Source organism: Microvirga flavescens (genome assembly GCF_003290125.1).
Classification (GTDB): Bacteria; Pseudomonadota; Alphaproteobacteria; order Rhizobiales; family Beijerinckiaceae; genus Microvirga; species Microvirga flavescens.
On record NZ_QMKH01000001.1, the window covers coordinates 1,043,260 to 1,062,711 of the forward strand.

The 19,452-nt window shown below is 62.9% G+C and carries 19 protein-coding genes and 1 rRNA gene; 7 read left to right on the forward strand and 13 right to left on the reverse strand.

What is annotated here, in order from left to right:
- Window positions 1-116 precede the first annotated feature (116 nt).
- Window positions 117-1,931, forward strand: a complete 1,815-nt coding sequence (locus DQW91_RS16545; protein ID WP_157961342.1) for a calcium-binding protein — start codon at window positions 117-119, stop codon at window positions 1,929-1,931.
- Between the two features lie 73 nt (window positions 1,932-2,004).
- On the opposite strand, the gene lysA is transcribed toward DQW91_RS16545, so the two are convergent.
- Together lysA and DQW91_RS04715 are read right to left on the reverse strand one after the other, a co-directional pair.
- Window positions 2,005-3,273, reverse strand: coding sequence for a diaminopimelate decarboxylase (gene lysA, locus DQW91_RS04710; protein WP_112662344.1), 1,269 nt, complete (start codon window positions 3,271-3,273; stop codon window positions 2,005-2,007).
- Between the two features lie 21 nt (window positions 3,274-3,294).
- The gene (locus tag DQW91_RS04715; protein WP_112662345.1) at window positions 3,295-3,543 is read right to left on the reverse strand and encodes a lipoprotein; all 249 of its coding nucleotides are present in this window, start codon (window positions 3,541-3,543) and stop codon (window positions 3,295-3,297) included.
- Between the two features lie 167 nt (window positions 3,544-3,710).
- Here DQW91_RS04715 and DQW91_RS04720 point away from each other — a divergent pair, with 167 nt between their 5' ends.
- Window positions 3,711-5,924, forward strand: a complete 2,214-nt coding sequence (locus DQW91_RS04720) for a calcium-binding protein (protein ID WP_112662346.1) — start codon at window positions 3,711-3,713, stop codon at window positions 5,922-5,924.
- Window positions 5,925-6,055: 131 nt separating this feature from the next.
- Window positions 6,056-6,736, forward strand: coding sequence for a thiol:disulfide interchange protein TlpA (gene tlpA, locus DQW91_RS04725; RefSeq protein ID WP_425373360.1), 681 nt, complete (start codon window positions 6,056-6,058; stop codon window positions 6,734-6,736).
- A gap of 6 nt (window positions 6,737-6,742) precedes the next feature.
- On the opposite strand, the gene DQW91_RS04730 is transcribed toward tlpA, so the two are convergent.
- The 8 genes from DQW91_RS04730 to purC all read right to left on the reverse strand — a co-directional run bounded on the left by DQW91_RS04730 (window position 6,743) and on the right by purC (window position 12,655).
- Window positions 6,743-7,072 carry a hypothetical protein gene (locus DQW91_RS04730; protein ID WP_112662347.1) on the reverse strand — a complete coding sequence of 110 codons (330 nt, stop codon included), beginning with the start codon at window positions 7,070-7,072 and terminating at the stop codon, window positions 6,743-6,745.
- Between the two features lie 161 nt (window positions 7,073-7,233).
- Window positions 7,234-7,569 (reverse strand): Grx4 family monothiol glutaredoxin, encoded by a 336-nt coding sequence (grxD, locus tag DQW91_RS04735; protein ID WP_112662348.1) that lies wholly within the window; start codon window positions 7,567-7,569, stop codon window positions 7,234-7,236.
- A gap of 44 nt (window positions 7,570-7,613) precedes the next feature.
- A complete protein-coding gene (locus DQW91_RS04740; protein ID WP_112662349.1) occupies window positions 7,614-7,853 on the reverse strand; it encodes a BolA family protein in 240 nt (79 codons plus the stop codon).
- A gap of 18 nt (window positions 7,854-7,871) precedes the next feature.
- On the reverse strand, window positions 7,872-10,082 hold the full coding sequence (gene purL / locus DQW91_RS04745; protein ID WP_112662350.1) for a phosphoribosylformylglycinamidine synthase subunit PurL: 2,211 nt from the start codon (window positions 10,080-10,082) through the stop codon (window positions 7,872-7,874).
- Window positions 10,083-10,107: 25 nt separating this feature from the next.
- A complete protein-coding gene (purQ, locus tag DQW91_RS04750; protein WP_112662351.1) occupies window positions 10,108-10,806 on the reverse strand; it encodes a phosphoribosylformylglycinamidine synthase subunit PurQ in 699 nt (232 codons plus the stop codon).
- A 78-nt stretch (window positions 10,807-10,884) separates the two neighbouring features.
- Window positions 10,885-11,124, reverse strand: coding sequence for a phosphoribosylformylglycinamidine synthase subunit PurS (gene purS / locus DQW91_RS04755; protein WP_112662352.1), 240 nt, complete (start codon window positions 11,122-11,124; stop codon window positions 10,885-10,887).
- Between the two features lie 76 nt (window positions 11,125-11,200).
- Window positions 11,201-11,701 carry a hypothetical protein gene (locus DQW91_RS04760; RefSeq protein ID WP_112662353.1) on the reverse strand — a complete coding sequence of 167 codons (501 nt, stop codon included), beginning with the start codon at window positions 11,699-11,701 and terminating at the stop codon, window positions 11,201-11,203.
- A gap of 159 nt (window positions 11,702-11,860) precedes the next feature.
- The gene (gene purC / locus DQW91_RS04765) at window positions 11,861-12,655 is read right to left on the reverse strand and encodes a phosphoribosylaminoimidazolesuccinocarboxamide synthase (RefSeq protein ID WP_112662354.1); all 795 of its coding nucleotides are present in this window, start codon (window positions 12,653-12,655) and stop codon (window positions 11,861-11,863) included.
- 231 nt (window positions 12,656-12,886) lie between these two features.
- Here purC and DQW91_RS04770 point away from each other — a divergent pair, with 231 nt between their 5' ends.
- Both DQW91_RS04770 and DQW91_RS04775 read left to right on the forward strand, forming a co-directional pair.
- Window positions 12,887-13,210: a DUF1476 domain-containing protein gene (locus DQW91_RS04770; protein ID WP_112662355.1), complete on the forward strand. Its 324-nt coding sequence runs from the start codon at window positions 12,887-12,889 to the stop codon at window positions 13,208-13,210.
- Window positions 13,211-13,221: 11 nt separating this feature from the next.
- Window positions 13,222-13,986, forward strand: a complete 765-nt coding sequence (locus tag DQW91_RS04775) for an HpcH/HpaI aldolase family protein (RefSeq protein WP_112662356.1) — start codon at window positions 13,222-13,224, stop codon at window positions 13,984-13,986.
- 2 nt (window positions 13,987-13,988) lie between these two features.
- On the opposite strand, the gene DQW91_RS04780 is transcribed toward DQW91_RS04775, so the two are convergent.
- Window positions 13,989-14,666: an alpha/beta hydrolase gene (locus DQW91_RS04780; RefSeq protein ID WP_112662357.1), complete on the reverse strand. Its 678-nt coding sequence runs from the start codon at window positions 14,664-14,666 to the stop codon at window positions 13,989-13,991.
- Window positions 14,667-14,776: 110 nt separating this feature from the next.
- Between DQW91_RS04780 and gluQRS the strand changes: the two genes are divergently transcribed.
- Window positions 14,777-15,655 (forward strand): tRNA glutamyl-Q(34) synthetase GluQRS, encoded by an 879-nt coding sequence (gene gluQRS, locus DQW91_RS04785; RefSeq protein WP_112662476.1) that lies wholly within the window; start codon window positions 14,777-14,779, stop codon window positions 15,653-15,655.
- Between the two features lie 51 nt (window positions 15,656-15,706).
- Here the strand turns inward: gluQRS and DQW91_RS04790 are convergent, their stop codons facing one another.
- Window positions 15,707-16,624, reverse strand: a complete 918-nt coding sequence (locus DQW91_RS04790) for an AEC family transporter (RefSeq protein WP_112662358.1) — start codon at window positions 16,622-16,624, stop codon at window positions 15,707-15,709.
- A 16-nt stretch (window positions 16,625-16,640) separates the two neighbouring features.
- Entirely contained in the window at window positions 16,641-18,695 is a 2,055-nt protein-coding gene (locus tag DQW91_RS04795) for a M23 family metallopeptidase (RefSeq protein ID WP_112662359.1), read from the reverse strand.
- A 685-nt stretch (window positions 18,696-19,380) separates the two neighbouring features.
- On the opposite strand from DQW91_RS04795, the gene DQW91_RS04800 reads away from it, so the two are divergent.
- A 16S ribosomal RNA gene (locus DQW91_RS04800) occupies window positions 19,381-19,452 on the forward strand; the annotation flags it as partial.

Genomic DNA, 19,452 nt, shown 5'->3' on the forward strand with positions numbered 1-19,452 from the left:
TTGTTCAGAACCGCAGGTTCATGTCCTCCGGCCTGCGCTTGCTCTGAAGGAGGAGGAGGATTAATAAATCCAACTTGGTACGTAATATCGTTTCTTGTCATTCCAAAGGTGATTTCATGGCGAGGCTATCAAGGGGCGCGACATTCAGCATGTTCGCCGACAACGGCAGCATGACCAAGCTGGCAGACGGCACTTATCTTGCAGTTTGGAGCACCACCTCGCCTGCTGATGGAGGCGCCATCTACGGCCAGGTCTTCAATGCCGACGGGTCGAAGAAGGGCGGCCAGCTCACGATTGTCTCGGATGCGACGGCCTCCTTCAGCGACGTCAGCGTTGCCGCGCTGAAGGGAATCGATGCCGGCAAGTCCATCGTCACCTGGATGCAGGGCGGACAGATCAAGAAGCTTGTTCTCGACGCGAGCTTTACAGGCGGCACCGTGGAGACCGTTGATTGGGCCGGCCTGATTTCCGAAAAAACTCCCAAGGTTTATGCCCTGGACGACGGCGGTTATTCCATCGTGTACCAGGGAACGCGGGAGATGACTGACTCCCCCAATCAGGCCTGGTATGGATATCACACAGTCACGACAACTGTGGACGACGGTCTGCTCTCTCCCGACGATGTGCATCACGCATCGACGATCCTGACGAACAACGAGCAGGTTCTGATCTACGCGAACGCTGCGGGTGATCTTCAGGTTGAAACGGCTTTGGGGTTCACCATCATCGATCGCGTGGCGACCGATGCGAATGTTCACCACGCGGTCACTGCTCTCGCCGGCGGAAAGTTCGTCGTGACCTGGCAGGACGTGAATGCGGGCACCGCCGTCATCAACGCGCAGTTCTTCGACGCCAGCCATAGTAAGAGTGGCAGCGTTCTCACTTTCGCCAAACCGGCCGGCACGATTCTCGATACGAAGATCTCGCAGCTATCGGATGGAACTCTGGCGCTTCTCGTCACCACCGATTCCTACGGCGACAAGAACGTCTATGCCGCGACCTACACGGCGGACGGTCAGCCTCTGGTCGGTCTGACATCGGTCGGCGCGAACACCTCGGGCGACCAGATGGACGCCTCCATCGTTCCGCTCGCCGGTGGATCCTTCGCTGTCGCTTGGGAATACGCGTCGCCTTACGAAGGGTCCAAGTTCTTCACCGAAGTGTTCAATCCGGTTCCCCTCTGGACGGGCACGGGTGGGGCCGACACGCACGCCGGCACGCAGAATGACGACGACATGGATGGGCTGGCCGGCAACGACTATCTCATGGGTCTTGGCGGCAACGATTCGATCATCGGCGGTGACGGCAGCGACACGCTCGACGGCGGCGACGGCATGGACACATTGGTCGGTGGCAATGGCGACGATGTGTTCTACATGACGCCGGGTGACGCGATCATTGAGACCGCCGGCGGCGGCCGCGATACGATCATCGTCGGCTACAGCGCGTCCCTCGGCAACGACACGCAAGTCGAGATTCTCAAGGCGGCGGCTGGAACCGCGCCGCTGACGCTTGGCGGCGCCAACATGAACGACACGATCATCGGTAATTCCGGCGCCAACCGGATTTCCGGCGGCACCGGTAACGACGTGCTCACCGGCGGCAAGGGCAAGGACACGTTCGTGTTCGACACCAGGCCGGTCAAGAAGCTGAATGTCGATGTCATCAAGGACTTCAACGCGAAGGACGATACCATCGCCCTCTCGCGCACCATCTTCACCAAAGTCGGCAAGGTCGGCACGTTGAAGAAGAACGCTTTCTGGATCGGCGACAAGGCGCATGATGCGGACGATCGCATCATCGTCACCAAGAAAGGCAAGGTTCTTTACGACGTTGACGGTACGGGCAAGAAGGCCGCTGTCGAGATCGCGACCCTCGAGAAGGTCAAGGTCAGCACGATAACCTACAAGGACTTTCTCATCTTCGCCTGAGTGTGAGAACGCAAAAACCCCGGCAAGGATTTGCCGGGGTTTTTTGTAGCACCATTGCGAGGCGTCTTGAATCTCAGGTGAGCCAGCCCGGCAACCGATCGAGGCCGATCAGCTCCTCGTAAGTCTGGCGCGGCCTGACCACCGCGTGCTCTCCACCTTTCACCAGAACTTCCGGAACAAGACGGCGCGTGTTGTAGGTCGTCGCCTGCACGGCGCCATACGCGCCGGCGGTCATGACGACGAGGAGGTCGCCGGCCTTCACGGCGGGCATGTCGCGCGCGAGCGCCAGGTAATCGCCCGTTTCGCAAACGGGGCCGACCACATCGGCGACGATGTGGGTCGCGTTGCGGCCGGGTTCGATGACGGGCTTGATGTCGTGATGCGCGTCATAGAGCGTCGGGCGGATCAGATCGTTCATCGCCGCGTCGACGATGACGAAGGTTCGGTCCGCGCCTTCCTTCACATAGATCACCTGCGTGACGAGAACGCCCGCGTTGCCGGCGATGAGGCGGCCCATTTCGAAAACGAGCTTCAGGCCGAGACCGCGCGTGTGGCGCTTGACGATGTCCGCGTAGGCCTGCGGATCCGGCGGGGGCTCGTTGTCTTCCCGGTAAGGCACGCCGAGGCCGCCGCCGAGATCGATGTGATGGAGCTTGTGACCATCCGCCATCAGATCGCGCGCGAGTTCCGCGAGAAGCGCCGTTGCGTTGTCGAAGGGCGAAAGATCCGTGATCTGGCTGCCGATGTGCATGTCGACGCCGGTGACCTGCAGTCCCTTCAGCCTCGCCGCGTGGGCGTAGACCTCGCGGGCGCGGGCAATGGGAATGCCGAACTTGTTCTCTGACTTTCCAGTCGAGATCTTCTTGTGCGTCTTGGCGTCCACATCCGGGTTGATGCGGATCGAGACCGGCGCGCGCACGCCTTTCGAAAGAGCGACTTCGGAGAGAGCTTCGAGCTCGGGCTCCGATTCCACGTTGAAGCACAGAATACCGCTGTCGAGCGCCAGAGCCATTTCCGACTTCGTCTTGCCGACGCCGGAGAACACGATCCGCTCACCCGGCACGCCAGCGGCGAGGGCCCGGCGCAATTCGCCCTCCGAAACGATGTCCATGCCGGCCCCGAGGCGCGCGAGGGTCGCCAGCACAGCCTGGTTGGAATTCGCCTTCATGGCGTAGCAGACAAGAGCGTCCGTATCGGCGAACGCTTCCGTCAGCACACGGTAGTGCCGCTCCAGCGTGGCGCTGGAATAGCAGTAGAACGGCGTGCCGATCTGCTGCGCGATCCGCCGAACATCGACATCCTCGGCGTGCATGACGCCGTTCCGGTAGGCAAAGTGGTGCATGAGACGGGCCGTCGGCGACGATTACAGGATCGGATCGAGAATGAACTGCGATTTCGGAATCGTGTAGCCGCGTTTGGGGTTGTGTTTGGGCGTGCCGACGGGCGAGGGCAGCACGCTTTCGTCGTCGCTTTCCTGGGTGGTCTGCTGAGCCTTCGGCGCGGACGGGTCCGGCGGAGCCTCGGGCGCACCACGGCGGCCGCAGGCAGTCAGGGTCAGGGCAACGGCTCCCGCGATAAGGGCAACGCGGAGAAAAGGCAGGTCAGGCAACATCAAGACACTCCGAAAGTGGCCGCACCATAGCGGGAAGCGAAGGGCGAGGCGAGGGGGGAAAATGTCAGGCCCGATCTTGAGGGCTCTCCATTTGGAGGGGGTGCAAGATCTTTGCGATAATATATCGTTTTTGCAAGCAGCCCCCTTCAGCCCATCAGAGGATTCTTATGAGCACTCCCATTCCCTACGGCCACGAGATGGCCTTCAACCCGGACGCTCCCGGCAGCAGGCAGATCGGCGTGAAGATCCAGGCTCTCCTCACGGGCGAGTATGTGGGCGTCTGGGCTGACGAAAGCTCGGGAACCTCGCAGATCAAGGTTCAGCTCTTCTATGCTGGCGGTGTCCGCAGGGATGCCGCCTCCATCACGATCCCTGTTCCGGAGGAAGATGCCGGCGCCGTCCGTACCAAGCCGGCCGTGACGATGCTCGCCGACGGCAACTTCATCGTGACCTGGGAACAAAAGAACACGGATGGTTCTTCGAGCATTCGGGGCAGCATCTTCGATCCGAACGGCAACATCATCGACCTGAACCGAAACGGAAGGGTGGATGATGAAATCGTCATCGCTTCTGCCACTCCCGGCCCTTCGATCAATTTTTCCAATCCCTCGATTATCGCCTTAAGCAACGGCGACTTCGTGGTTTTCTACACGGATATTGGCGCGGGGTCCGTCGTGGCGGGGGTCTTCAGTCCCACCGGGGAGCCGAGGCCGGGCTTCCACGCTGCTGGCGGGGGGGACAATGCGATGGGGCTGGCGCTGCCCGGCGGCAAGTTCGCCGTTTTCTACAACGAGGGAAGCACGCTCGATTACAAGATCTATACGGCGACCGGCGTGAACGAGACCCCCGGTCACAGCGCCCTGACGAACCGGATCAAAAGCGGTTCCAAGGTCAGCCTGACGACCCTCGAGGACGGCCGGCTGGTCGCCGTCTGGACGGAGACGAGCGGCGATGCGAGCGGCAGCTGCATCAAGGCGATGGTTTTCAATGCCGACGGGTCGCCCTCCGGGAGCGGTGCCATCCTTGTCAACGGCATTGAGGAGGGCGACGAATATGCACCCTCCGTCATCGCTCTCAACGGCGGCTTCCTGGTCAGCTATGTCAGCAGGAAGGTGCTTGATAGCGGAAAGACGCAGGAAAATGTCTACCTCGCTGAATTCAAGGGCGACCTGACGCGGCGGGGGGACGACTTCCTCGCCAGCACGACCGGCGGCGACAAGATCGAGCGCCCGGGCACGGCCCTGGTAAAGATGCTGGACGGGCGCATCATCGTGGCCTGGGACCAGGTCGATGCCAACCTCGATGGGGAGGGCGAGCCCACCGGAGATACGGGCGAGATCTATTATCATATCTACGATTACCGCCTCGGCGGGCCGATCTCGGGCACCGATGGCGACAACAACCTCGTCGGCAGCATTTATGACGACATCATCTCCGGCAAGAAGGGCAACGACTATCTCCTGGGACAGTCCGGAAACGACACGCTCTATGGCGAGCTCGGTGATGACCGGCTCGACGGCGGCGCCGGCGCGGACCATCTCGAGGGCGGTCTTGGCAACGACACCTATGAGGTCGATTCAGCCGACACGATCGTCGAACGGGCGAATGAGGGGTATGATACGGTCGTCGCGTCCTTCGATTTCACGCTCCAGGACAACATCGAAGCCTTGACCGCGAAAAGCGGTTCGGCAGCGGTCCGGCTGACAGGCAACGCCGGCGCCAACACGATCACCGGCAACGAACTGGCGAACATCATCGACGGCAAGGGCGGCGCGGATCTGATGGCTGGCGGCTTCGGCGACGATACTTATTCCGTCGACAATGCCGGCGATATCGTCTCCGAGAATTTCGGGGCGGGCATCGATACGATCCTCACGATCACGAGCTATACGCTGTCGGCGAATGTGGAGAATCTCACGGGCCAGGGATCGACGGCGCTGACGCTGCGCGGCAACGAACTCGCCAACCAGATTGTCGGAGGTAACGGCAACGACAAGCTCTATGGCGGCCTCGGGAAGGACGTTCTCAAGGGTGGCAAAGGCAAGGACATTTTTGTTCTCGATGCGCCGCTGAACAAGTCGAAGGCCAATGTGAAGTCCCTTGCCGATTTCAACGTGAAGGACGACGGCATCTGGCTTGAGAACGCGATCTTCACCAAGCTCGGAAAGAAGGGTACCGAGAAGAAGCCGCTGCAGCTCTCGAAGGACGCGTTCTGGATCGGCACCAAGGCGCACGATGCAAGCGACCGCATCATTTTCGACGTCAAGAAGGGCAACCTCTATTACGACGAGGACGGAACGGGGAAGAAGGCCGCCATCCTGATCGCGACTTTGCCGAAGAAGCTCACCACGATTTCCGAGAAGGATTTCTTCATCGTCTGAGTGGGCTCATTGCTCGATCGAAGTCGATAACCTCGCCGCCGCAAGCGGCGAGGTTTTTTGTTGGCCTGCGGGATGGCCGAGGTTCCTCGCCAAGTCGTGTACGAGGCGGACCGCTTTAGGGGCTTGAGGTCTTGCCTGAAACGCGCGACATCGGCGGCATGTCGAACGCGATTGAGCAAAAAAAGCCCCGTTGGGGCGTCTGGATCGCCGGTCTCGCCGGCCTGTGCGTCCTGGGAGCCGCCGTTTTTTACGGTCTGCCCTCGCGCCCGTTTCTCGCCGGAGCGCAGGAGTGCCGCGCGTCCGAGGCCGCGCTGGAGCGGGTGCGCCCTCTCGCGAAGGGAAGCCTTGCGGCGCTCACCATCCCGCAGACGTCCAAGACACCACCTGCGCTCGCCTTCACCGATGCGGCGGGCCAGCCGAAGGCGCTGTCGGATTTCAAGGGCAAGGCGGTTCTCGTCAATCTCTGGGCGACCTGGTGCGTGCCCTGCCGGGAGGAGATGCCCGCCCTCGACAAGCTTCAGGCCGAACTCGGGGCTGGCGACTTCGAGGTCGTGGCCATCAACGTGGACACGCGCAATCCCGACAAGCCGAAGGCGTGGTTGCAGGAAAACGGTATCCATAACCTCGCCTATTACGCCGACCCGTCGGGCAAGGTGCTTCAGACCCTGCAGAAGTCGGGCCACGTCGTCGGCCTGCCGACGACCGTTCTGGTGGATGGCTCGGGCTGCGAGATCGCGCTGCTGAAAGGGCCCGCCGAATGGCATTCGCCGGATGCGCTCGCCTTCATCCGCGCCGCCCTCGGGCGTTCCTAGGCTGACTTAGACGAGCTTCTTGAACGCTCCGTCGGCGTCGGGAACGCCGGCCTCTCCTGAAAAGGCGGGCTTGGAAAGACGCCAGGGCCTCTGCATAGCCTCGCGCGTCTCGCCGCGCTTCAGATGCTGCAGAGTGCCGTCGGTGCGGACTGCGTCGATGACGATGAAGCCGAGAGCCTGCAGCATGACGGCCGCCGTCTTTGTCGCCAGATCGTCCGCGGGCACGGCAATCGAGCCCGCCGCATAAACGGTTTCGATGAGGTTTTCGGAGAGCGCCGAAGCGTTTCTCTTCCTGCCATGCGTGAAGGCAAGGATGTTCGTTCCAGTGTCATCCATTTCAGGAAACCCCCGTCATCCGCTCGCTATCGGGCTTGTCTTTGCGCCCATTCGAACAGGACGATTGTGGCGGAAGGCGGGTGTGTTGCGGAATGCGACAAAAAAACAAAAACAGGGCTCTCGCCCCGTTCCTGAAAAATCCTGAAAATCGGAATTGCAGATCAGGCCGATTGCTTGACCGCGATGCCCTTGTCCGCGAAGAGCTGCTGCAGCTCGCCCGTCTGGAACATCTCGCGGGTGATGTCACAGCCGCCGATGAACTCGCCCTTCACGTAGAGCTGCGGAATCGTTGGCCAGTTGGAATAGTCCTTGATGCTCTGGCGGATGCCCTCGTCCTCAAGCACGTTGATGCCCTTATAGGACACGCCGAGATAGCCCAGGATCTGGACCACCTGGCCCGAGAACCCACACATGGGGAACTGGGGGGTGCCCTTCATGAAGAGCACGACGTCGTTGGACTTCACTTCGTTGTCGATCACCTGACGGGCGTCGGTCATAAGAGGTCTCCTTCATCCCGGCGGTCAAGGCGCCGGGGTTCCTGTCAATGATTGTCGGGCGTCAGCGTCGTGAGCGCAAGAGCGTGCAACACGCCGCCCATGTTTCCCTTGAGCGCGGCATAGACCATCTGATGCTGCTGCACCCGGTTCTTGCCCGCGAAGGCGGAGGAGACGACGGTGGCGGCATAGTGGTTGCCGTCGCCCGCCAGGTCCTTGATCTCGATCTTCGCGTCGGGGAGAGCCTCGCGGATCATGCTCTCGATTTCGCCTGCATCCATCGCCATGTGCGCTTCTTTCCCCGTTCAGGCCTTGCCGGCCATGTAGTTCGGCAGCCAGTTCTCGTGGGCCGCCTTCAGATCTTTCACCGATATGGCCTGCTCGCCCGGCAGAATCAATGAATCGCCGCCCGTGAGGCCCAGAGTGACGGCGGGAATGCCGAGGGCTGTGGCTTCATAGAGAATATCGGCAGCCTCATCCGGATCGACCGCGATCACATAGCGGCCCTGATCCTCGCCGAAGAGGAAGGCGTGGCGCGGAATGTTGTCCGGCGCATAGCCGATGATCGCGCCGATGCCGCGTGCCATCGTCATTTCAGCGACGCCGAGCGCGATGCCGCCGTCCGAGCAATCGTGCACGGTGTCGACCTGGCCGGAGCGGATGAGCTGGCGCACGAAATCGCCGTTGCGCTTTTCGGCGGCGAGATCGACCGGTGGCGGAGCGCCTTCCTCGCGCCCGCAGACGTCGCGAAGATAAATCGACTGGCCGAGCCAACCGTTCGTCTCGCCGATCAGGATCAGCACGTCCTCGGCCCGTTTCAGGGCGATGCTGGCGTGCACCGAGACATCGGCAACGACACCCACGCCGCCAATGGCGGGCGTCGGCAGAATGCCCTGGCCGTTGGTCTCATTGTAGAGCGAGACATTGCCCGACACGACGGGGAAATCGAGGGTGCGGCAGGCTTCGCCGATGCCTTTCAGGCAGCCGACGAGCTGGCCCATTGCCTCAGGCCGCTCGGGGCTGGCGAAATTCAGGTTGTCGGTGATGGCGAGGGGCAATCCGCCAACGGCGGTGATGTTGCGCCAGGCTTCGGCCACCGCCTGCTTGCCACCCTCGAAAGGATCGGCCTCGCAATAGCGCGGCGTGACGTCGGTGGTGAGCGCGAGGCCCTTCGGCCCGTCCTCGATGCGCACGATGGCGGCGTCGCCCCCCGGCACCTGCACGGTGTTGCCGAGGATGAGGTGGTCGTATTGCTCCCACACCCAGCGCTTCGAGCACTGGTCGGGCGAGCCGGCGAGCTTGAGCAGAGCCTCGACGTCGGAAACGGGAGCCTTCACGCTGTCGGCCGCGATGACGGGCTGCTTCGGGCTCGCCACGTGCGGGCGGTCATAAAGCGGAGCTTCGTCGCCGAGTTCCTTGATCGGCAGATCGGCCTTCGCCTCGCCCTGGTGCTTGATGACGAAGCGAAGCGTGTCCGTGGTCTTGCCGATGATCGCGAAATCGAGGCCCCATTTGTGGAAGATGGCTTCCGCCTGCTTTTCCATGCCGGGCTTGAGCACCATGAGCATGCGCTCCTGGCTCTCGGAAAGCATCATCTCGTAGGCGGTCATACCTTCTTCGCGGCAGGGCACCTTGTCGAGATCGAGCTCGATGCCGAGGTTGCCCTTCGCGCCCATTTCGACGGCGGAACTGGTGAGACCCGCAGCGCCCATGTCCTGAATCGCGATCACCGCGCCGGACTTCATGAGTTCGAGGCAGGCTTCGAGCAGCAGCTTTTCCGCGAAGGGGTCGCCCACCTGCACGGTCGGGCGCTTTTCCTCCGATGCGTCGTCGAACTCGGCGGAGGCCATCGTCGCGCCGTGGATGCCGTCGCGGCCGGTCTTGGAGCCGAGATAGACGATCGGGTTTCCGACGCCGGTGGCCGTGGCGTAGAAAATCTCATCCGTGCGCGCGAGGCCGACAGCCATCGCGTTGACGAGGATGTTGCCGTTGTAGCGCGCATGGAAGTTGACGCTGCCGCCCACCGTCGGCACGCCGAAGGAATTGCCGTAGCCGCCAATGCCCGAAACGACGCCCGACACGAGGTGCTGCGTCTTCGGGTGCGATGGCTCGCCGAAGCACAGGAAGTTCAGGGACGCGATGGGCCGCGCGCCCATCGTGAACACGTCGCGCAGAATGCCGCCGACGCCGGTCGCCGCGCCCTGATAGGGTTCGATGTAGGAGGGGTGGTTGTGGCTCTCCATCTTGAAGATGCAAGCCTGCCCGTCGCCGATATCGATGACGCCCGCGTTCTCGCCCGGTCCTTGAATGACCCACGGCGCTTTCGTCGGCAGGCCGCGCAGATGGATGCGCGAGGATTTGTAGGAGCAGTGCTCGTTCCACATGGCCGAGACGATGCCGAGCTCGGTCAGCGTCGGCGTCCTGCCGATGAGAGCGACGAAGCGCTCGTATTCATCGGGCTTGAGGCCATGCTCCTTGACGAGTTCCGGGGTGATGGCGACGTCGTTGCGGATCATCGGTGTCTCGCGTTTGGAAAAGGGATCAAGCCGCTTTCGCGGTGAACGTCATCAGGCTCTCGAACAGGCCGCGCCCGTCGGTGCCGCCTATCAGGTCTTCGATCAGGTTTTCCGGATGAGGCATCATGCCGAGCACGTTGAGCTTGTCGGAATAGATGCCCGCGATGGAATTCATGGAACCGTTGCGGTTCGCATCCGGCGTCACATGCCCGTGCGCGTCGCTGTAGCGGAAGGCGACGAGTCCCTCGCCTTCGATCCGCTTCAGCGTCTCGCCATCGGCGGTGTAGTTGCCCTCGCCATGCGCAACACAGACGTCGATGGCCTGCCCCTTGGCGTAGGCCTTCGTGAAAGCGGTGTCGTTGCGCTCCACCTTCAGGAACTGACGGTGGCAGATGAATTTCAGGTTGGCGTTGCGCATCAGGATGCCGGGAAGAAGCCCCGATTCGCATAGGATCTGAAATCCGTTGCAGATACCGAGCACCAGGCCGCCGCGCGCCGCATGCGCGCGCACCGCGTCCATGATCGGCGCGCGCCCGGCAATCGCGCCGCAGCGCAAGTAGTCGCCATAAGAAAAGCCGCCACCCAGCACCACGAGATCGGTGCCGGACGGCAGAGCCGTTTCCGCGTGCCAGACTTTTTCGACCTGCGAGCCCACCGATTTGAGCGCGCGCACCGCATCGCCGTCGCGATTGGTGCCGGGAAAGACGATGACAGCGGATTTCATAAGCTCATCCTTCTCTCGTCATGGCGCCTTCTCGGCGCATGAAACAAAGATGCCCGGATCGGGTCCGGGCATGACGGTTCAGATCAGGTCGATCTTGTAGTTCTCGATCACCGTATTCGCGAGAAGCTTTTCGCAGGCTGCCTTCAGCGACGCTTCAGCCTTCGCCTTGTCGGTGGTGTTCAGTTCGATGTCGAACACCTTGCCCTGACGCACACTGCCGATGCCGTCGACGCCGAGGGATTGCAGGGCTCCCTCGATGGCTTTGCCCTGCGGGTCGAGAACGCCGTTCTTGAGGGTGACGGTGACGCGAGCTTTCATGGGTCTGATCCGGGCCGGTTGGGATTTCAGCCAACGCCATAAAGGCATTGGCCGCCGGAGACAATGATTCTGACGCTCAGGCCCCGGCAATTCTACGCACGGCGGCTTCCACCTCGCTCTCGCTGGGGCCGATGACGAGGAAAACGTGCAAGCTCTCCCCCTCCCGGCGGGCAAGGGCCGCCCCCCAGACCGGTGGCTTTACGGCATCAGCGCGGGCGAGCGAGAGCACAAAGCCGCGGCTTGCGCCGTCCTCAAGGCGTCGTGCTGAGGCGATGACCTTCACTTTTCCTTTTTGCCGGATAAGGGCTTTCGCGAGAGCTTGTGGGTTTCGCAACGCCGCCTCGGCCTCGTCCGCATCCTTTCCGTGGAGGCGCAGGACACCCGCGACCATTCCCGCGCCGCATTCCTCGCAGGCTGAAATCGCCTCCGGCTCGCCCCGCTCCTCGGCGATCAGGGGCTTGAGCGGAATAGAGAACCACGGCGCATGTTCGGGCACCCCGGCGACGTTGCGAGGGATGTAGGAACAGCCGCTCAAGGCGATCAGGAGGATAAGGGCGGACAGGCGAAGAACCGGCATGACGTTTCTATGCGGCAAAGTTCGCCCGTCGTCGATGGGGCCGGGCCCCTCACCCTCGCTTCGCTCGACCTCTCCCCGCCGGGGAGAGGTGAAGGGTGGCTCTAACGAAAAAGCCCGGCGCGGGGCCGGGCTTGATTGATTCGGGATGCGGGAAGCGCCTTACTGCACGAGGCGCGGGCCGGGCATGGCTGGGTTCTCGTTCTCGGAGAGGATGCCGAGGCGGCGGGCCACTTCCGAGTAGGCTTCCACGAGGCCGCCCATGTCGCGGCGGAAGCGGTCCTTGTCCAGCTTGTCCTTGGACTTGATGTCCCACAGGCGGCAGGAATCCGGGGAGATCTCGTCGGCGACGACGATCCGCATCATCTCGCCTTCCCACAGGCGGCCGGTTTCCATCTTGAAGTCGACGAGACGGATGCCGACGCCAAGGAAGAGGCCGGAGAGGAAATCGTTGACGCGGATGGCGAGCGCCATGATGTCGTCGATCTCCTGCGGCGTCGCCCAGCCGAAGGCGGTGATGTGCTCTTCCGAGACCATCGGGTCGTTCAAGGCGTCGTTCTTGTAATAGAATTCGATGATCGAGCGCGGGAGCTGCGTGCCTTCCTCGATGCCGAGGCGGGTCGAGAGCGACCCGGCGGCCACATTGCGAACCACGACCTCGAGCGGGATGATCTCGACCTCGCGGATCAGCTGCTCGCGCATGTTGAGGCGGCGGATGAAGTGGGTCGGGACGCCGATGTCGTTCAGATTCTGGAAGACAAATTCCGAAATCCGGTTGTTCAGGACGCCTTTGCCGTCGATCACTTCGTGTTTCTTGGCATTGAAGGCGGTAGCGTCATCCTTGAAGTGCTGGACGAGAGTTCCCGGCTCCGGTCCCTCATAGAGGACCTTCGCCTTGCCTTCGTAAATGCGACGGCGGCGATTCATCAGCGTGTACCGTGGTTTGAGGAAATCCATGCCGCGGCTCCCTGATAGTCATGCAGATCCGCGGCTCGCAGGAGAGGCGGGCGGACCGCCCTCCGGCTTGAAGCGCAACCTATCCGATCCCTCGGACAAGCACAACGCAGGCATGTGAAGCTCATGCCGCTGAAATCAGGTCGCCAGGGTTTATTTTCAAGGCCCATCCTTGGCGGCAGGCGGGGCGCGCCCTTATATCGCGGTAAGCACCAACAAAGGGAGGAGCAGTTCATGACCGAGTTCGACAAGCGCGAAGAGGCCTTCGAGAAGAAATTCGCCATCGATGAGGAATTGCGGTTCAAGGCCACCGCGCGGCGCAACAGGCTCATGGGTCTGTGGGTGGCAGGCCTGCTCGGCAAAACCGGGGATGAGGCGGACGCCTATGCCAAGAGCGTGATTCTGGCCGATTTCGAGGAAGCGGGCGACGGGGACGTGCTGCGCAAGGTCAAGGGTGACCTCGAGGCTGCGGGCAAGTCGGCCGACGAATCCCAGCTGCGGCTGAAATTGCAGGAATTCATGGCTCAGTCTATCGAAGACATGAAGACGGGGCGTTAAGGCGGTTTTCCATGAGTTCCTTTCTTTCCGAGCGCGCCAGAAGCGGGCGCGCAGCGTTTGCCGCGTGGTGCGGTCTCCCTGAGCCGAGCAATTCGGCCGTTCTCGCCCGAGAGGCCTTCGACGCCATCGTGCTCGACCTGCAGCACGGGGCGATCGACTTCGCCGCCGCCGTGCGGGCGATTCCGGGCATCGTCGCGGCGGGAAAGCCCGCCATCGCGCGGATTCCGGTCGGCGATTTCGCCACCGCCTCGCGCTTTCTCGATGCGGGCGTCGCGGGGGTCATCGCGCCGATGATCAACTCTCTCGAGGATGCCCGCCTCTTCGCGAGCTTCATGAAATATCCCCCCATCGGGTCGCGCAGCTGGGGGCCGCACGGCGCGCTCACCTTCTCCGGCCTTGGGGCGGACGATTACTTCCGCAAGGCCAACGGCCTCTCCTCCGCGCTCGCGATGGTGGAAACCCGCGAAGCCCTCGCCGTGGTGGATGAGATTTTGGCCGAGCCCGGCATCGACGGAGTGTTCATCGGCCCGTCGGACCTTTCCATCGCCCTGTCGGGCGGTGCGGCCCTCGATCCCGAGGGGCGCGAGGTGGAGGAAGCCATCGCCCATGTGCTGAACCGGACAAAGGCGGCGGGTAAGGTCGCCGCCATCTACGCCGCGTCAGGCGAAAAGGCCGCCGAATGGGCCCGGAAAGGGTTCCACCTTATCTCCATCGGCACCGATGCCGGGCTGCTCCGCATGGGCGCCGAGGCTGCCCTGAAGGCGGCGCGAGGCTGATTCTATTGCGGATAGGGCAGCCCGAAGGATTGGGTGAGGAAGAGCCCGCCATGGTGGAGGGCTCCCGCATCGATGCCGTGGCCGACCCCGGCGGAAAGATGCCATTGGCAGGGAATTTCCGCCGCGGCCAAGGTTTCCTTCGAGAAGAAGAACATCTCGATGGGCAAAATCTCGTCCCGGTCGCCATGCGTGAGCAGAATCGGCGGCTTGGTCTTCACCTGTTCCTTGAGACTCTCCGGTCCCTTGTCCGCCTGGAGCACCAGGAGCCCCGAAAAGCCGAGAATTCCGGCGGGGGCTGTCGCACGTCGCAGGCCCACATGCAGGGCCATCATCGTGCCCTGGCTGAAGCCGACGAGGGCAAGCTTCGTATCGTCGAGACCGTAGCGTGCGAGTTCGGCATCGAGAAAAGCGTTGAGAGCAGGCGCCGCCTCCTGCACGCCGCGCCAAAGCTCGGTCGGATCGCGGAAGGTGAGAGGAAACCATTCCCGCCCCATCGGCGCACCCTCGCAAGGGAGAGACGCGTCGGGCGCGGCGAAGGCGGCATCCGGCAGGAGGCCCTGCCATTGATAGCCAAGCTCGATCAGGTCATCCCCGTTCGCGCCGCGTCCGTGCAGGAACACCACCAATTGCTTCGCTTGTCCGGATTTCGGGGCGATGCGGGGGCCGTCGAGCGCAACCATGGGAAGAACCTGCTTTATATAAGGAAGGCGCGGCGCGCCCCTGACCCGCGCAGATCAAGCGCGCCGTTCTTCTCCGGTCAAGCCTCGAATGAGGAGTGGAGCCGCTCGGCATGACGCGCCCGGTCTTTCGATTCGCGCCGAGCCCCAACGGGCGGCTGCATCTCGGCCACGCCTATTCGGCCTTGCTGAACCAGGACATCGCCGCGCGCTTCGGCGGGCGGTTCCTCCTGAGGATCGAAGACATCGACCTCACCCGCTGTCGGCCGGAATTCGAGCAGGCGATCTATGAGGATCTCGCCTGGCTCGGCCTCACCTGGGAGGAGCCGGTGCGTCGCCAGTCCGAGCATTTCGAGGATTATCGCGCCGCCGCCGACAAGCTGCGGGCGATGGGCCTGCTTTATCCCTGCTTCTGCTCCCGCAAGGCGATTCTCGAAGCCGTGGCGCAAAACGAGGCCGCGAGCGGAAAGCCGTGGCCGCGCGATCCCGACGGCGCGCCGCTCTATCCGCGCCACTGTCGTGCCTGCGCCCCCGAGGACGCTCAAGAGCGCATCGCCGCCGGAGAGGATCACGCCTGGCGGCTCGACATGCAGGCCGCTCTCAGCCTCGCCCCCGGCCCTCACCTCTATCGCCGGTTCGATGGCGAAGGCCGGGAGGAACAGGTCGCGGCGCATCCCGAACGGTGGGGCGATGCGATCATCGTGCGCAAGGAAACGCCGACGAGCTATCACCTGTCGGTCGTCGTGGACGATGCGCTGCAGGGCGTTACCCATGTGGTGCGCGGGCAGGATCTCGAGGCCGCCACCGACCTCCATATCCTGCTGCGACGTCTCCTTGGCCTGCCGACGCCGCTCTACCACCATCACGGGCTGGTGGAGGATCCGGCAGGGGACAAGCTCGCCAAGAGCCGGGGATCGCAATCCCTCGCCGAATTGCGGGAGCAAGGCGTCTCCGCCGAGGCGATTCGTGCCCGCCTCGGGTTCAGAGCATGATCAGAAGAAGTGGACACCGGTTGTTCGCCCGGATCATGCGGCAAATAATGCTCAACCGACGCCGAGCACCTGAAGCCAGATCACAGTCGTCGCGATGGCGAAGAGCGTGGAGAGCGTGATCGCCGCCGAGGCGATGGGCACGCCCTCGTCGTAGCGTTCCGCGAAAAGATAGGCGTTGATGCCGGACGGGCAGCAGGCGAACAGCACCGCCACGCCCGACCAGGCCGGCGGCATGCTGAAGACCCGTGTCGTCAGGATGAGCACGATCAGCGGATGAACGACCACCTTCAGCCCGGCGATGATCGTCGGAAGCTGCCATCCGGTTCCCAGCCCGTAGCGGCGCAGGGCGATTCCCATCGAAATGAGCGCGCAAGGGATGGCCGCGCTGCCGAGAAGATCCACCACATGCCAAAGCGGTTCGGGCACGAAAGAAGCGACGGGCCGGAAGGCGCTTCCGGCCAGGATGCCGACGACAATGGGGTGCGTGAGCAGGCGGCGAATGAGCCTGAGCGGCGAGGTGCCCCGGCCTTCCGCGAGCACCGTCGCCAATGTCATCGTGATCGGCAGGTGGATGGCGAGCAGGAGAAACAACGGCACGGCGCCCTCGTTGCCATAGGCCTTGAGGATCATCGGCACGCCGACGAACACGGTGTTAGCCTGGCCTGCGGAAAAGCCCGCCACCACCTGCGAGATACCGCCCAGGCCATAAACGCGCTTGGCGATAATGGCCGCGATGCCCCAGACGACGGCGACGCCGACGAAGTAGGAAATCCAGTAGCCCCACGGCTGGACTGCCGGAATCTCCGCCGTCACGAGGGTTTTGAAGATCAGGCAGGGCAGGGCGAGGGAGAAGACGAATTCCGACAGGCCGTCGCCGACCCGGTGCGAGACATAATCCAGGCGGCTCGCCACATAGCCGATCCCGATCAGACCGAAGATCGGCAGGACGATCGCAAGGGAGTCGAGCATGGGCTTCTGGTACCGGTCAGCCTCGTTGGGCAACGTTGGTTGTGGCGGTGGCGCGGCCGAGAAGATCGTCGATCTGCTCGCGCTGGCGCTTGAATTCGTTCATGCCACGCCCTTCGAGCTCACGCCCGCGAGGCAGGCGGATCTTCATCGGATCGACGAAGTGTCCGTTGATGATGACCTCGTAGTGCAGGTGAGGCCCGGTGGAAAGGCCGGTATTGCCGAGGTAGCCGACGATCTGGCCCTGCTTCACCTTCGCCCCCGGCGCGATGGCTTTGCCGAAGTTTGACATGTGGTTGTAGGCGGTCACGTAGCCGTTGGCGTGCTGAACCTCGACGCGGCGGCCATAGCCCGATTCCCAACCGGCCTTGATGACGGTGCCGTTACCGGCGGAAAGGATCGGCGTTCCGATCTTGTTGGCCCAGTCGACGCCCGTGTGCGGGCGGCTGTAGCCGAGAATCGGGTGGAAGCGCGTGCCGAAGCCGGAGCGCAGGATGCCCTCCGCGATAGGTTTGCGCAGCAGGAACTTCTTGAGGGAACGTCCGGCCTCGTCGAAGAAATCGACCATGCCGTCATCGCCTTGGTAGCGATAGACCCGTCTCGCTTCGCCGCCGACTGTCAGCGCGGCATAGAGCACTTCCGGCGTGGCGCTGCTGTTTTCGTCGTCCGTGCCAAAGAAGATCTCGAACGTGTCGCCTGGGGAGACGCGGCGCTGGAAATCGACGTCGTACCCGAAGATCCGCACCAGTTCGTCCACCGTCTGCCGGGGCAGGTCGTTCTTCAGCGCGGTTTCGTAAAGGCTCTCATAGAGGCGCACGCCGCGGCCATCGTCTTCCTCGTCGTCCTCCTCCTGCTGCGCGACCTGGGGCTGGGTCTCGTCCTGCGGGGGAGCGACCGAGACGAACAGGCCCCGGTCGTTCGCGGCGGCGATGGCCTCCGTGCCGCGTTCGCCGATCAGGATCACGCGGGCGATCTGGCGGGTGTCGCCGAGCCGGAGGCCTGGCGCGATGAGAATGCGGATGCGCTCGCCCTCGGGCAGGGCAGCGACCTTCACCCGCGTCGCGAGCGCGGCGCTGATCGCCGCGATCTGGTCCGGGTTCGCACCATAGGCGCGCAGGCTCGATTCGAGGGTCTCGCCCTTCTTCAGGGACAATTCCCGTTCCTCGACGAGTGGGGTCGAAGTCTTGACCTCGGTCTTCGTAAGGTTCGTGACGTTCTCGGGAACCATGCGCACTTCGATGGAGCTGAACGGAGCGTCGACGATCCGCGCATACCCTAAGGCCTCGCCGAGGCCGTCCGGCTGACGCAGGGTGCGCAGCAACATCTGCTGCGCGGGCATCGGCACGGTGGGGCGGCGCTGGGCGTCCGAGGACATCCGCCGCTCCTCCTCGAGAATCGCGATGACGTCGTCATCGTTCAACGTGGGAGCACTGGCCTCGATGGGGATGATGGTCAGGTCGGAGCGCAGCACCGAGACATCGGCATCGGCCACATCGGCTGGCGCGGCGTCGAGGGCGTTCCTATCCCCGTTGTTCTTGTCGCCATTGTCCTCGGCGAAGAGGCGCAAAGGATTGAAGGGCGGAATATCCGTGGCGTAGGTGCCCGTGGTGAGGGCCAGGTTGGTCGCCACGCGGACGAAATGCCGGACCTTGATCGCCTCGCGATCGCCGGTACGGATCGTCATCGGCGCCTTGAAGTTCTGCTTGGCCGCCGTCGAGGTCTCGGCGCGGATCAGCTTGTCGGCCTTGCGGGCAACGTTGGCCGTGCGATCTTCGGTGTTGGAGCCGCGTGCGGATTTCAGGATCGCCCGCTCAGGCGGCGCGACGAACATCATCTCGCTTTCAAGCGCGATGTGGATGGAGGCGCCGATCAGCACCGCGCCGGTCACCCCAGTGAGAATGGAGGCGCTGAGCCAGCGCAGGTTGATCTCGCGCCGGTCGATATCCGGCTCGTCCCCGCCGGTCGGGTTCAGAGGCGGCTCGTGCCCAAGGTCGATGCCAGCCGCGGCATGCTTGGCCGCAGACGTCTTGCGACGCCTTGCTCGGCTGGAATCGTGGGGGGGCGTTTGGCTCATCTCTTCAGGCGACTATGTTTCATTCAGGCGATGCGCTTTAGCACGGATAAGTGCGCCGCGCACAGGGCAGGGGGCCAAAGGGAGAGCTGGCCTTAAGGTAGTGCTCGCTCTCCACAGGCCGGCTCTGCTTCAACCGTGACTGTGACCGGAGTGAGGCATACGGGGAAAGTCTTGTGGATCAAGGCGGAGCGCGCGGGTGAGGGGAAAAAGCGCCGATTGAGTCAAAAAAACTTCATGAAGGTCGTTGACAGGTGAAAAGGGTTCGACCTATAACCCGCCCATCGACGCCGCCGCTGACGCGACCGGCGCCAAACGCTTCTCAGAAATGCCGGGCTGTTTCGCCCGACCTCGGTCGGGAAAGATAGCTTGTTCTGTTGAAGAACTCATCTTCGGATGGGGGTCGAAAAACCGGTTCAGAAAATTTCTGAAAAGGGTGTTGACTAGATCGGATGGTGCAGTTAGTAACGCCGCCCATCGCCGAGCCGGACGAAAGTCTGGTCCACCGGCACCTGCTCTTTGACAAGTGAAGAAAGAAAGAGAAACGTAGACGGCGAGGTCCTTGCGGATTGTCAGTTTGGCAATCGAGAAAGACTTCGACAGTCTTACGTTTTGGAGCTCACTATCGGCGGAAACGCCGGAAGTAGACTCCGTCAATACGTAGTGACAAAGTCGAGATCAAATTCTTCAACTTGAGAGTTTGATCCTGGCTCAGAACGAACGCTGGCGGCAGGCTTAACACATGCAAGTCGAACGCCCC